The sequence below is a fragment of the Alteromonas sp. MmMcT2-5 genome (assembly GCF_022348315.1).
In the GTDB taxonomy this organism is placed as follows: Bacteria; Pseudomonadota; Gammaproteobacteria; order Enterobacterales; family Alteromonadaceae; genus Alteromonas; species Alteromonas macleodii.
In genome coordinates this window covers 439351-451627 of the sequence record NZ_JAKRFB010000001.1, presented here as the reverse complement: position 1 = coordinate 451627, position 12277 = coordinate 439351, and the positions used below count along the sequence as shown (strand labels likewise).

13 protein-coding genes, 4 tRNA genes and 1 pseudogene are annotated in these 12277 nt (G+C 45.9%); 2 read left to right on the top strand and 16 right to left on the bottom strand.

Annotated elements, in window-relative coordinates:
* Positions 1-101: 101 nt before the first annotated feature.
* Together MHN09_RS02000 and MHN09_RS01995 are read left to right on the top strand one after the other, a co-directional pair.
* Positions 102-857 (top strand): annotated as a pseudogene (locus MHN09_RS02000) (DUF6363 domain-containing protein); the annotation flags it as partial.
* A gap of 236 nt (positions 858-1093) precedes the next feature.
* Complete coding sequence (locus MHN09_RS01995; protein ID WP_039233464.1) at positions 1094-1528, top strand: hypothetical protein; 435 nt, start codon at positions 1094-1096, stop codon at positions 1526-1528.
* Between the two features lie 187 nt (positions 1529-1715).
* On the opposite strand, the gene MHN09_RS01990 is transcribed toward MHN09_RS01995, so the two are convergent.
* The 16 genes from MHN09_RS01990 to nudB form a co-directional block, all read right to left on the bottom strand.
* Positions 1716-1806, bottom strand: a tRNA-Ser gene (locus tag MHN09_RS01990).
* Between the two features lie 122 nt (positions 1807-1928).
* Positions 1929-2984 (bottom strand): quinolinate synthase NadA, encoded by a 1056-nt coding sequence (gene nadA / locus MHN09_RS01985; RefSeq protein ID WP_239238817.1) that lies wholly within the window; start codon positions 2982-2984, stop codon positions 1929-1931.
* A gap of 244 nt (positions 2985-3228) precedes the next feature.
* Positions 3229-3304 (bottom strand) — tRNA-Lys (locus MHN09_RS01980).
* Between the two features lie 38 nt (positions 3305-3342).
* Positions 3343-3418 (bottom strand) — tRNA-Lys (locus tag MHN09_RS01975).
* 24 nt (positions 3419-3442) lie between these two features.
* A tRNA-Lys gene (locus tag MHN09_RS01970) sits at positions 3443-3518 on the bottom strand.
* A gap of 292 nt (positions 3519-3810) precedes the next feature.
* A complete protein-coding gene (ybgF, locus tag MHN09_RS01965; protein ID WP_080986370.1) occupies positions 3811-4605 on the bottom strand; it encodes a tol-pal system protein YbgF in 795 nt (264 codons plus the stop codon).
* Entirely contained in the window at positions 4605-5171 is a 567-nt protein-coding gene (gene pal / locus MHN09_RS01960) for a peptidoglycan-associated lipoprotein Pal (protein ID WP_014948870.1), read from the bottom strand. The genes ybgF and pal overlap by 1 nt, the downstream gene beginning before the upstream one ends.
* A gap of 40 nt (positions 5172-5211) precedes the next feature.
* Positions 5212-6567, bottom strand: coding sequence for a Tol-Pal system beta propeller repeat protein TolB (gene tolB / locus MHN09_RS01955; protein ID WP_014948869.1), 1356 nt, complete (start codon positions 6565-6567; stop codon positions 5212-5214).
* Positions 6568-6571: 4 nt separating this feature from the next.
* Entirely contained in the window at positions 6572-7465 is an 894-nt protein-coding gene (tolA, locus tag MHN09_RS01950) for a cell envelope integrity protein TolA (protein ID WP_049585921.1), read from the bottom strand.
* Positions 7466-7472: 7 nt separating this feature from the next.
* The gene (gene tolR, locus MHN09_RS01945) at positions 7473-7892 is read right to left on the bottom strand and encodes a protein TolR (RefSeq protein ID WP_014948867.1); all 420 of its coding nucleotides are present in this window, start codon (positions 7890-7892) and stop codon (positions 7473-7475) included.
* Positions 7893-7921: 29 nt separating this feature from the next.
* A complete protein-coding gene (tolQ, locus tag MHN09_RS01940) occupies positions 7922-8611 on the bottom strand; it encodes a protein TolQ (protein ID WP_014948866.1) in 690 nt (229 codons plus the stop codon).
* Positions 8601-8999 (bottom strand): tol-pal system-associated acyl-CoA thioesterase, encoded by a 399-nt coding sequence (gene ybgC, locus MHN09_RS01935; RefSeq protein WP_049585874.1) that lies wholly within the window; start codon positions 8997-8999, stop codon positions 8601-8603. The genes tolQ and ybgC overlap by 11 nt, the downstream gene beginning before the upstream one ends.
* Before the next feature lie 586 nt (positions 9000-9585).
* On the bottom strand, positions 9586-10590 hold the full coding sequence (ruvB, locus tag MHN09_RS01930) for a Holliday junction branch migration DNA helicase RuvB (RefSeq protein WP_014976035.1): 1005 nt from the start codon (positions 10588-10590) through the stop codon (positions 9586-9588).
* Positions 10591-10658: 68 nt separating this feature from the next.
* Complete coding sequence (gene ruvA / locus MHN09_RS01925; RefSeq protein WP_014948863.1) at positions 10659-11279, bottom strand: Holliday junction branch migration protein RuvA; 621 nt, start codon at positions 11277-11279, stop codon at positions 10659-10661.
* Positions 11280-11315: 36 nt separating this feature from the next.
* Positions 11316-11834: a crossover junction endodeoxyribonuclease RuvC gene (ruvC, locus tag MHN09_RS01920; RefSeq protein ID WP_039216777.1), complete on the bottom strand. Its 519-nt coding sequence runs from the start codon at positions 11832-11834 to the stop codon at positions 11316-11318.
* Positions 11834-12274 (bottom strand): dihydroneopterin triphosphate diphosphatase, encoded by a 441-nt coding sequence (gene nudB, locus MHN09_RS01915; protein WP_049585873.1) that lies wholly within the window; start codon positions 12272-12274, stop codon positions 11834-11836. The genes ruvC and nudB overlap by 1 nt, the downstream gene beginning before the upstream one ends.
* Positions 12275-12277: the final 3 nt, after the last annotated feature.

The following is a 12277-nucleotide window of genomic DNA, read 5'->3' as shown; positions in this document are numbered from 1 at the left end:
AGAAAGTGTTTAGGCTTCAAGCAGCCAGCGATTGTATTTAAAGAAATGGCATTGGCTGCTTGATATTGACGAGTGTCGCACTTCGCAGTTGAATTCGGGCTGCCACAAATTCCAGAGACAGACAGGCGTATTTTCTCGATCCTATGAAAAGTACTCACGACTGGGTCGATCTTATCAAGGCTTCGAGCGCCCTCCCTTTACTTTACAAACAGGGCGTACCGCTGCACATTGATGTCGAGACAAAAAAGGCAGCCAATACCGATTTCTTTTTAGACGGTGGCTTGGCTGCACCGTTGCCTGTTACCGAAGCATACAAACGCGGCGCGACGAAAATCGTAGTTATTCGCACCGTAGATAGAGGCTTTCAAGTACAGTCGCCTTGGCTACAAAGGTTAAGCGCGGTAATGTGCGCAACGGGCACGTGCCCAAAGACCATCGACTATCTGCTGCAGCACGAACAAGCGTATCAAAAAGAACTGGCATTTATTGAAAACCCGCCAGAAGGCGTAGAGGTTATTCAAATTTTTGCGTCAGATAAGCTTCAAAGTAAATTGTTAGGTAGTACAGACGCACAACTTCGTCATGATTATAAGCTTGGTAAGCAAGCTGGAAGTGCCTTTTTAGAAACCGAAAACAAAGTCATTGCTTACCAGCTAGAGGAAAACAGACAGCCTGTTGCTCCGCTTTTCGATGTAACTGATACACCCAAGGGCATGCATAGTAAAGACAGCGCTAATTATAGTGTGAAATCAGAACATGCTGCATTAAATGGTAAACGTCCAATTAAGTTGCCTTTCCCAGCACGTCGAACAGGCAAAATAGATAAAGTAGACAAAGAGAATAGGATCTCCGCGTAGCCCGTTTACTCATTTGATAAAGGGTGCTTGGCAGCAGGTGCCTTTTCTCTATTTTGCTACTCTTTCAGTAATATTTCTGTGTTATTTCGGTGCTATTTCGGTGCTTTGTTCGCCATGTTTACATCATGACTTAGTAAGCTCCTCTCCCGTTCTTGCCTCTATTGGCGGCAAACGGGTTGACATTGTCTGGCAGAATATTTATAACGCGCTCACCCACATAATCTTTAAATGTAACCATGTCAGAATTATCAACACCCGTAAAACAAACTGAAGCCCATAAACTTATCGACAGCCTATTGAAGTCGAACGACCCAACTGCTGATCTAGATAAGATTGCTGAAGAATTCAACATTGCGAACTGGGGACAGTCTAACGCTGTTTCTGCTGATTTATACTCAGCAGTTAGAGACTTGCTTGGCAAAGGCGTTGTGACTGGTAATGACCTAGTTTCTGGAAAAGACACCATGGACCCGATTGTACACAAAGTACAAGCGGAGACAGAAAAGCTTATTGCTAACCCAAGTGATGCAGACGCTGATCGCGTTCAAACGTTTGTACTTGGCTTCCTACGCACGTTCGTGAGCCAATTACTTCACCCAGGTACAAAGAAAGCGATTTACGCGAAAAAGCTTCCTGACCTAATCAAGCTTCACCAGCAGGTTGCGAAGTAATTAGCAGCGGCGCGACATCACAGATGAAAAGCCATTAGCTTTAGCATACCAGCGTCGCAACAATCGCGTTTAAAAAGAAACCCGCTTCATAGCGGGTTTCTTTTTACGTAAGCGAAAAGTATCCGCGCATCATCCAGCGCTGATCGGTAGGCACAAAAAAACCGGCCTAAAGCCGGTTCTCAGTATTTGGCGGAGAGAGAGGGATTCGAACCCTCGATACGCTATAAACGTATACACACTTTCCAGGCGTGCGCCTTCAGCCACTCAGCCATCTCTCCAAATTTTGTATCAAGAAGATTTCAACGACGAAAACCCTTGAGCGCGCGTATAGTAGGTAAAGCCGCGCGCTTAATCAAGAACTTGCTGGAAAATATTCAGCAAGTGCTTATAAAACGTGCGCTTATAGCCCGCCTTTCGCTTTTAACTCGGCTGAGAAGTTAAGCATGCGATCAAGTGGAATGAGTGCACCTTTACGCAATTCATCATCAACAAAGATTTCATGCCCATCAGTTTCGCCCGTTAAAGACGCCTTAATCGCTTCTAAGCCGTTCATTGCCATCCAAGGGCAGTGAGCACAGCTTTTACACGTAGCGCCGTTACCGCCCGTTGGAGCCTCTATAAACGTCTTCTCTGGAGTAAGTTGTTGCATCTTGTAAAAGATGCCTTTATCGGTAGCAACAATAAAGGTGTCGTTATCCATGGTTTGCGAGGCTTTTATTAGCTGACTGGTTGAGCCAACTGCATCTGCCATCTCTACCACACTTGCGGGTGATTCAGGGTGAACCAGAACTGCTGCGCTTGGATACAGTGCTTTCATGTCTGCTAGTTTCTGTGCAGAGAACTCGTCGTGAACGATACACTCGCCCTGCCACATTAGCATGTCGGCACCGGTTTGCTTGGCAATGTACGAGCCTAAGTGTCGGTCAGGGCCCCAAATGATTTTCTTGCCCTGGCTGTCTAAGTGCTCAACGATTTCAAGCGCGATGCTTGACGTTACTACCCAGTCAGCGCGCGCTTTTACTGCCGCTGATGTATTTGCGTAAACCACTACAGTGTGGTCAGGGTGCTGATCACAGAATTCGCTAAACTCTTTTACCGGGCAACCAATATCAAGTGAACACGTCGCTTCAAGCGTTGGCATTAGTACGGTTTTTTCAGGGCTAAGAATTTTTGCCGTTTCGCCCATGAAGCGAACGCCAGCAACAATTAAGGTTTGTTCTTGTGCATCTCTTCCGAAGCGCGCCATTTCCAATGAGTCTGCCACGCAGCCACCAGTCTCTTCAGCGAGTGCCTGAATTTCATGGTCGGTGTAATAGTGTGCGACAAGCACAGCGTTACGGGCTTTAAGTAAAGCTTTGATCTCAGCCTTTAATTCAGCTTTACGTGCTTCTGACAATGGCTGTGGTTTTGCTGGGAACGGGTACTCTACCTGATCCACTCGAAATGCTACTGACATTAACCTACATCTCTGTTGCGACAAGGGTGCGGATTATACCCAACTGTCATAAAAATTACACACTACCTAATCAACATAAGGGTAATTAAATAGTCGTAGTTATGCTTACCTGTTCTACTACATGGGGTTAGGTAAACCAGATCAAAGTGCAAATGAGACGAGTAGCGTTTTAAAACGCAATAAGCATTGGTGTTTTTTACTGAGGAGATTATTTAAAAAAGGAATATTTGAGTTTGAGACTTGATGGTGGGTCGTGCTGGATTCGAACCAGCGACCAATTGATTAAAAGTCAACTGCTCTACCAACTGAGCTAACGACCCATCAAGTGACACACAGATAAGTTTAGCAATTCAAATGATGGTGGGTCGTGCTGGATTCGAACCAGCGACCAATTGATTAAAAGTCAACTGCTCTACCAACTGAGCTAACGACCCATCATTTGATGCTAGGAGAGAAAGTGGTGGGTCGTGCTGGATTCGAACCAGCGACCAATTGATTAAAAGTCAACTGCTCTACCAACTGAGCTAACGACCCTTTCTTTCCTGTTGTTGCCTGTGTCTTGGCAACGGCGGCATATAATACTCAGATTTTTATTCGACGCAACCCATAACGTCCTTTTATTTTCATTTTTCTGTCAAATTACGACTAAACGGTCAAAATGAAAACAAATCGCTGAGTATTTATACCAGTACTAATTGAGTTTAGTCAGGTTTCTACGAAATACAGTGAAATTTGGCGCAGAAGTTTTATGCACTCTAAATGGAATTTTTTGAAAAAGACTTTTCTCTAACTCATAAAAAAGCCTCTTTAAAAGAGGCTTTGTTCATTACAAGTTATTTAACCGAGATTCAGCGAGGCGTTTTGCCGAAGAATCAGGGTAATCATTTACAACTTGTTGGAACAGCTGACGTGCTGTTGAACTGTCTCCCGTTCGCTCAGCAATGACACCTAGTTTTAATAAGGCATCAGGACGCTTGGAAGAATCGGTAAAGCGATTAGCTACAATATTAAATTGTTCACTTGCTTCGCTCCACTGTTGCTTATTAAACAACAGTTGCCCTAACCAATAGTGCGCATTTGGTGCGTAACCACTGTTGGGAAAGCGTGAAATGAACGATTGAAACGCAGGAATGGCTTTGTCGTACTCACGAGACTTAAGGATCAAATTCACCGCATTTTCGTAGGCTTCATCTTCACCTGCTTGCGGTACTTGCGTTGGTGTAGATGCTGTTGGAGAGCTCACAGAGCCCGAATCAACACCTGCACTAGGCATGGCACTACCTTGTAGCGCGCCGCTTTGCTTAAGTGCTTCCACCCGTTTATCTATTTCAAGATAAAGCTCACGCTGACGCTCAAGTACTTTTTGAAGTTCATTGGTATTAACTTCAACCGCACCACGCAGCTGGTCGACTTCCATTTGCATATTGTCTAGCTGCGTTTGAAGCCTGTGTTGCATTTCGGTTCGGCTCTTAACAATACGCTCTAGTACAACAATACGCTGCTCTAATTCACTGCCGCCATTGGCGTCTACCACAGGCGCTTGCGCAAATGCGGTAGAAACAGCAAGGGCGGCACATAAAGTGACGCCCATTTTTAATGTCTTATTCGTTAGAATAGTCATTAGCGGTAAACAACCACTCCGCGACGGTTTTGAGCAAATGCATACTCAGTAGAACCCATCACTGCTGGTTTTTCTTCGCCGTATGAAACTACTGTTACTTGGCTGCTGCTTACGCCAGCATTAAGTAGGTAAGTTTCAACAGACTGTGCACGACGTTCGCCTAGCGCGATGTTGTACTCAGGCGTACCACGGCTGTCAGTGTGACCTTCAATAGTCACTTTAGTGCTTGGGTTTTTCACCAAGAACGCCGCGTGCTTGTCTAGAATACGCTGGAACTCTGGCTTGATGCTTGAGCGGTCAAAGTCAAAGTAAACGGTTTGTTCGTTCTTCAGCGCTTCCATTTCTTGCTGAACCATTTCTTCCTGACGCTTCATACGCTGTGCAGCTTCTGCTTTAACGCGCTGTGCTTCTGCTTCACGTGCTTCCGCTTCTGCAGCCGCTTGTTCTTGTGCAAGGCGGTTACGCTCTGCTGCCAATTCTTCTTCGCTAGGGCCTGAAGAACATGCCATCATTGTCACTACTGGCAATGCGATAATGAAGCTCTTCATCACTTTATTCATTTGCATCCTACTAATCCTTAAATTTTATTGTTTAGTCGTTAAATTGTTAGAACAAAAATGGTGACCAACTTGGCGACTTAACTTGCCCATTGGCTGCTGGTAACCTAGCTTTAAAACGCCCATCTAAAGAAACCAGTGACAACACTTGGGTTCCCTCGTGAAGGGTGCTGTATATAATCATGCTTCCATTCGGCGCTACGCTTGGTGATTCATCTAAGTACGTCCGTGTCAGTACTTGAGGTGATCCACCATCCAAAGACTGCTTCGCAATGTGATAGTTCCCATTAGTTTGGTTTACCATAATCATTTGCTTGCCGTCTGGGGAAATCGTACCGCCAAGGTTCTGTTCACCTACAAAGGTAACTCGCCTTACTTTCCCAGAATTTAAATTTACGCTATATATCTGGGGTTTACCACCCCGTTCCGAGCTAAATATTAACCCACTGCCGTCTGGTAGCCACGCGGGCTCCGTATCAATCGCTCTATTTCGTGTTACTCGGCGAAGATTTTTTGTCGCTAAGTCCATCACATAGAGTTCAGGGTTTCCATCTTTCGATAAAACCATTGCAAGTTGCTTGCCATCTGGTGAAAACACCGGGCTACTATTTATTCCAGGGAAATCAGTAATGCGCGTACGCTCGCTGGTGTAGATATTCTGAATGAATATTTGCGGTCTACGATTTTCAAAACTAACGTAGGCAAGCTTCTCGCCATCAGGCGACCACACTGGCGACATAAGCGGCTCTGGCGAAGACAACAAGCGTGTTTCGTTCTCACCATCGTAGTCTGCAATGACTAATTGGTAAGGTTTTTCAACCGTGTCACGGTCGCGAACAATGACGTAAGCAATTTTCGTTAAAAATGCACCGCGAACACCGGTCAATTTTTCATACACAATGTCGCTAATTCGATGCGCATACTGGCGAAAATCTCGACCGTTGATCACTGCCTGACGGGCAGCTAGTACGTGATCATTACTCGATACCAAATTGCCGTCTTTGAGTACTTTAGCTTGCCCATTGTCAACTTGCCCTTTAAGTACATCAATCAACTCATAGGATACAAGGTAACGGTCGCCTCCTTGTGGCTCAATACTTCCTACTAAAACCGTGTCCACACCTAAGGTTGCCCATGCAGTGAAAGACACTTGTTCCGCTGTCTCCGGATACTGTGGCATTTTGTCGACAGATACCGGATTAAACTTACCACTACGCATTAAGTCGGCCATCACCACTTTAGAAATATCGCCAGGCATGCTGCCCTGACCTTTCCATTTAAATGGCACAACCCCGATTGGACGTGCACTATCTACGCCCTCGGTTATCACAATTTCTAAGGATGCAAACACTTTGGCACTGAATGCCATCGTAATAAGCGCTATCCATAAACCTAGTTTTTTCATACCACTATAATTCCACTTTTAAAGTAATGTCTTTTAACTGCTCGTAAACGTCTGGCGCATCAGATACCGGTAACTTTTCGGCCCTGCGAACCGCGCTTTCTGCCGCTCTACACAGCGCATCATTGCCGCCGAGTACACGAATACTCGTAACAAACCCTGTCGTTGCTAACCGAATATTCAATCGACAGGTTTTGCCTTGATAGCTGTCGTCCGAATACAAATTGCGCTTTATGGTTTGCTGAATAAGCGCGGTATAACGCTCTACTTCAGTAAGTACCTGTTTTCGCCTACGTTCTTGCTGAGCAGCTTGTTCTTTTGCAAGCTGCTCTTGCATGATCCTTTCCATTTCAGCGCGTTCAGCTGCTTCTTTTTTCTTTCGCTCAGCCTCAGCTTTCGCTTTTGCTTCGCGCTCCTTACGCTCTTGTTCCTTCTGCGCCGCTAAGCGCTCTAAGTCTTTCTGACGTTTCGCTTCAGCCGCTTCTGCTTCACGCTTCTCTTTCGCACGCTTGGCTGCTAGCTGCTGCTGGCGTTTTTTCTCTGCCGCGGCTTCTGCTTTTCTTTGCCTTTCTTGCTCTTCGGCTCTCGCTTGAGCTTCAGCTTGTGCCTGCTCCCTTTTTTGATCCGCAATCGCTTGCGCATCAATAAACGTCGCTTCTATCACAGGCGCATTCGACGGCATACTTGGCAACGGGTCAGGAGAGAAACTGACGCTAATTAGCAACAGCGTAGCAATAAAAAGATGCAAACCAATGGACTTGTACAAGCCTACTTGTTCTGGGCTTATACTGTTGGCTTGCTTGGCACTTTTGCCGTTCTTTTTATCACCACTTACACCGTTACTCGCGTTGTTTGAGTGGCTAGCGGTTGACGTGCTTTTCGACACTTCAGGTTTCGACATATCTATATTACTCAACCGGATCCGTCATTAACCCTACTGAAGGCACACCCGCCTGCTGTAATAACACCATTAGCTGTATCACTTCGTTATACGCTACTTGTCCATCGCCTTTTACCACTACGGGCGTATTGGGCTCTTTGGTCAATTGTGCTTTTACAATAGCGCCAAGCTCTTCTTCGCTAATTGGCGATTCCTGGTCTTCGCCTACATTAAGGAAGTAGCGACCTTTAACATCCACTGACGCAATAATCGGTGGTGTATCTTCTTGCTCTATCGGGTTGGCACTTGCTTTAGGCAAATCTACCTTTACCCCTTGAGAAATAAGCGGCGCCGTTACCATAAAGATAATAAGCAACACCAACATCACGTCGATGTAGGGCACTACGTTTATCTCTGATACCGGCCTACGGCGTTTTCTTACATACATAACAAGTCCTCCGTTTGGAATGTAAACGCTTAGGCTTGTTGTTGTGCTTGCGCAGCAACGGCTTGGCGATGAAGGATTGCAGAGAACTCTTCCATGAAGTTGCCGTAGCTATTTTCAAGCTTCTCAACCTGATGGCTGAAACGGTTGTAGGCAATAACCGCAGGGATAGCAGCAAACAGGCCGATAGCAGTTGCAATAAGTGCTTCTGCAATACCCGGCGCTACCATAGCAAGGGTAGCTTGCTGCACTTCACCTAATGCGATGAAGGCATTCATGATCCCCCACACAGTTCCGAATAGACCGATGTAAGGACTAATTGAGCCCGCCGTGGCTAAAAAGGGTAAACGGCTTTCTAATTCTTCGACTTGGCGAGACATAGAAACGCGCATGGCACGGTATGTACCATCAACTATGCCGTTGGTAGCGGTGTTAGACTTGCGCAGACGAACAAACTCTTTAAAGCCTGAGCAAAAGATGCTGCCCATGCCTGTTAAGTTAGTTCTGGCAGAAAGCTCTTGATAAAGACGGTTAAGGTCAGCGCCTGACCAGAACTTATCTTCAAACTGACGCATTTCGTTGCGAGCCGCCGACAAAGCTTTGCTGCGTTGGAAGATAAACGTCCACGACGCTATCGACACGCTTAGCAACAAAAGCATAACTAGTTGAACAATAAAACTCGCTTGTAAAAACAAGCCAATAAAAGTGAGATCAGATGACACGCGAAATTTCCCCTAACAAAGTACGTGGTAATCTTTTTGGCTTCATAACGGCCAAATCGACGCAGGCAACCTTGATATCTCCCGATACCAATGTAACGCCTTGTGCATTTTTAATAATTTGTTGAAACGTCATACTAGCGCCTTTCAATTCTACAACGCGAGTTTCAATACTCAACAGTTGATTGAACCGTGCAGGCGCATAGTTATGCATTTCAACGTGTTTGACGACGAAAGCGATGGATTGTTCCATCAGCGTGTCTTGTTCAAAACCTAGCTCGCGAAGCCACTCTGTACGGGCTCGCTCCATAAACTTTAGGTAATTCGCATAATAGACGATACCGCCTGCATCGGTATCTTCGTAATACACTCTTACCTGATGTAAATGCATAACTATTCCTTCACCCAAAAATTTAATAATCCAAAGCGGAGTTAAAATAACTAATTAGCGCGACAAAATGCAGAACAAAAACACTCCACAAGCCCCACCAAAGCTAACATTTAATCAAAAGTAAACCAATATTAAACACCCAGTTAACACATTAGTTTTTCTAATTCAAAACAACAATTTTACTCAATTGTAGTTTTTTCTGCTCTCCCTATAATGCACAGCATCAGTCGTACAGAGCGTGATGGTGCTTAGCACGGTCATGCAAGAGTTATTCTCCTGTTAGACATGAGTTCCCTGGATTTATTTCCTTCAACACTTGTTGTTTTAGCCCGCTCAATGAGCGGGCTTTTTTTTGCCTGTAATTTAGCATCTGTACAAACCAAAATATTGGCGGCCCATGCTTAACTTGCGCTATGCAATAATTCGCCATCCAATCTCAATGCTCTGAACTTACAGCTTGCCCCATACGAGCATTTACTTGTAGCGTTTGAAACGGCTTCTGTATTTTCTGTGTTGCCAAAAAAAGCCCAGCAATCCTGCTAGGCCTTTAAAACGAATCTGTACCTTCTTACAAAGGGACGGTAAATTATTCAGACGGAGCGAAGCCAAAATGAAGATAAGCGCGCTGCGACACAATACGGCCTCGAGGCGTGCGCTGTAAAAAGCCCTGCTGAATAAGGAAGGGTTCAATCACGTCTTCTATGGTTTCTTTTTCCTCACCAATGGCTGCTGCCAAATTGTCTAAGCCTACTGGCCCACCATCAAACTTTTCGATAATAGCAGTAAGCAATTTACGATCCATGTAATCGAAACCTTCTTTATCAACGTCAAGCATATCCAGTGCCTTCGCTGCCGTATCGGCCCCCACCGTGCCGTCTGCTTTAATTTCTGCGTAGTCTCGAACACGTCGTAACAAACGATTAGCAATACGCGGTGTGCCACGTGAACGACGAGCCACTTCTTGCGCACCTTCATCGTTCATGTCTAAATTCAGATAGCTCGCGCTTCTTGCCACAATACTGGTGAGGTCTTTTACGTTGTAAAACTCTAATCGTTGAACAATGCCGAAACGGTCGCGTAATGGCGACGTTAGCGAGCCTGCGCGGGTGGTAGCGCCTACCAGCGTAAAAGGAGGAAGGTCTAGCTTAATTGAACGGGCGGCCGGCCCCTCGCCTATCATAATATCTAGCTGATAGTCTTCCATGGCAGGATAAAGAATTTCCTCTACCACTGGGCTTAAGCGATGTATTTCGTCTATGAACAATACATCATTGCGCTCAAGGTTGGTAAGCAGTGCAGCCAAGTCGCCAGCTTTCTCAAGCACAGGGCCTGACGTGGTTTTAATGTTCACGCCCATTTCATTTGCCACAATGTTCGCAAGCGTGGTTTTACCCAGTCCTGGCGGACCGAAAATAAGTAGATGGTCTAGCGCATCGTCGCGATTACGCGCAGCTTGAATAAAAATTTCCATTTGCTCACATACGTGAGGCTGCCCCGTATAGTCTTCCAGCATTTTAGGGCGAATGGCGCGGTCGATGACCTCGTCTTCGGTGCTGGCTTCAGGCGTAATCAGTCTGTCGGCTTCAATCATGATAGTTCTACTTTAAACGGTGACGTGAAGACAGGCAGACTAAGAACCGCTGTCTTCGTTGAGCGCCATTATATGGCCGCTTTTAATGATTCGCGAATAAGGGCTTCGCTTTCCATGCCCTCTTTATATACGCTGTCGACTAGTTTGCTCGCTTGAGCAGGTTTATAGCCCAGTGCAATAAGCGCGCTTTGCGCTTCTTCCCGAGCGTCGTTTACAGCAACAATAGTGTTGGTGGATAACAAGTCGCCACTTGGGGGCGGTACAGCAATACTCTGCGCCTTGCCAAATTTTGCTAGGCGGTCTTTAAGCTCTACCACTAAACGCTCTGCGGTTTTCTTACCTATACCCGGTAAGCTGACGAGCGCAGAAACATCTTCATTTTGTACACTTGCCAAGAACTGGCTTGCCGACATTCCAGATAAAATAGCAAGGCCTAACTTTGGACCTACACCATTGGCTTTGATCAATTCTCGGAAAAGCCCTCTTTCCATTTTATCAGCAAAACCAAACAGCAATTGGGCGTCTTCACGAACCACAAAGTGTGTGTACACCACCACTTCTTCACCCACCGCGGGAAGCTGGTAGAAACTGGTCATAGGCATGTGAATTTCGTAGCCAACACCGGCTACATCTACAAGAATTTCTGGAGGCTGTTTCTCAGCCAACGTACCGCGAATTCGTCCAATCATGAATTATCTCTGTAAAAGCGTGAGCTTCGAGCAGTATTAGCGCAAACGACCACGAACGGTTTTTCGGGCTTGCCCTGCCATGTTTATCAGGCTCTGTTCGGTATGTGCATGACACAAGGCAACGGCTAGTGCATCGGCAGCATCGGCCTGTGGCGTGCCGCTTAAGCTAAGCAGGTGTTTTACCATGTGCTGAACTTGCGTTTTATCTGCGCCACCTTTTCCAACTACCGACTGCTTAATTTGCCTTGCGCTGTATTCAGCAACAGGAAGTTGCGCTTGGGTGGCTGCCACAATGGCGGCACCTCTGGCCTGACCAAGCTTTAACGCTGAATCAGGGTTTTTCGCCATAAATACTTGCTCAATAGCAAATTGGTCGGGTTTATATTGACGAATAATATCGCCAACCCCGGTAAAAATATTTGCAAGGCGAGAAGGCAAATCTGCCGTTCCAACGCGAATGCATCCGCTTGCTAAATACACCAGTTTACCTTGCTTGCGTGCAATTAAACCGTAGCCTGTGATCCGAGAACCTGGATCTATACCCAGTATAACCATTAAGGCACACTCGGTACAAACAAAGATACCGCTTCTTTATTAGAGGGAGACCATAAACGCGCTAGCGCTTCGTCTTTCGACACCCATTCGTACTGCAAGTGCTCTGTCAAAACAATGGGTAATTCGCTGTTTATTTGAAGGGAAAATACGTGTTCTGTATTGTGCACAGTACCAGGAGGATAGCGATGTAGCCAGCGGCTACGAATTTCGTATTGGTTTTGCTTATCGTGATCGTTAACCACAAAGCCGTGCGCTTTGGCATCGATGCCAATTTCTTCACACACTTCACGATATGCTGTTTCTAAGGGTAACTCCCCCTCTTCTAACGCGCCGGTTACCGACTGCCAAAAGGTGGGGTCATCTTGTCGTTGCAAAAGCAGCACTCGGTAGTGTTGGTCATACAACACTACCAGTGCAGATTCAGGCTTCTTATACGCCATAAA

Bases quoted from the DNA above. Each gene is read 5' to 3' on its own strand.
- nudB (WP_049585873.1), bottom strand. From the start codon at position 12,274: ATGGCGTATAAGAAGCCTGAATCTGCACTGGTAGTGTTGTATGACCAA.
- tolA (WP_049585921.1), bottom strand. From the start codon at position 7,465: ATGTCGAAACCTGAAGTGTCGAAAAGCACGTCAACCGCTAGCCACTCA.
- ybgF (WP_080986370.1), bottom strand. From the start codon at position 4,605: ATGACTATTCTAACGAATAAGACATTAAAAATGGGCGTCACTTTATGT.
- tolR (WP_014948867.1), bottom strand. From the start codon at position 7,892: ATGTATGTAAGAAAACGCCGTAGGCCGGTATCAGAGATAAACGTAGTG.
- pal (WP_014948870.1), bottom strand. From the start codon at position 5,171: ATGCAAATGAATAAAGTGATGAAGAGCTTCATTATCGCATTGCCAGTA.
- ybgC (WP_049585874.1), bottom strand. From the start codon at position 8,999: ATGCATTTACATCAGGTAAGAGTGTATTACGAAGATACCGATGCAGGC.
- tolB (WP_014948869.1), bottom strand. From the start codon at position 6,567: ATGAAAAAACTAGGTTTATGGATAGCGCTTATTACGATGGCATTCAGT.
- nadA (WP_239238817.1), bottom strand. From the start codon at position 2,984: ATGTCAGTAGCATTTCGAGTGGATCAGGTAGAGTACCCGTTCCCAGCA.
- MHN09_RS01995 (WP_039233464.1), top strand. From the start codon at position 1,094: ATGTCAGAATTATCAACACCCGTAAAACAAACTGAAGCCCATAAACTT.
- ruvC (WP_039216777.1), bottom strand. From the start codon at position 11,834: ATGGTTATACTGGGTATAGATCCAGGTTCTCGGATCACAGGCTACGGT.
- ruvA (WP_014948863.1), bottom strand. From the start codon at position 11,279: ATGATTGGACGAATTCGCGGTACGTTGGCTGAGAAACAGCCTCCAGAA.
- ruvB (WP_014976035.1), bottom strand. From the start codon at position 10,590: ATGATTGAAGCCGACAGACTGATTACGCCTGAAGCCAGCACCGAAGAC.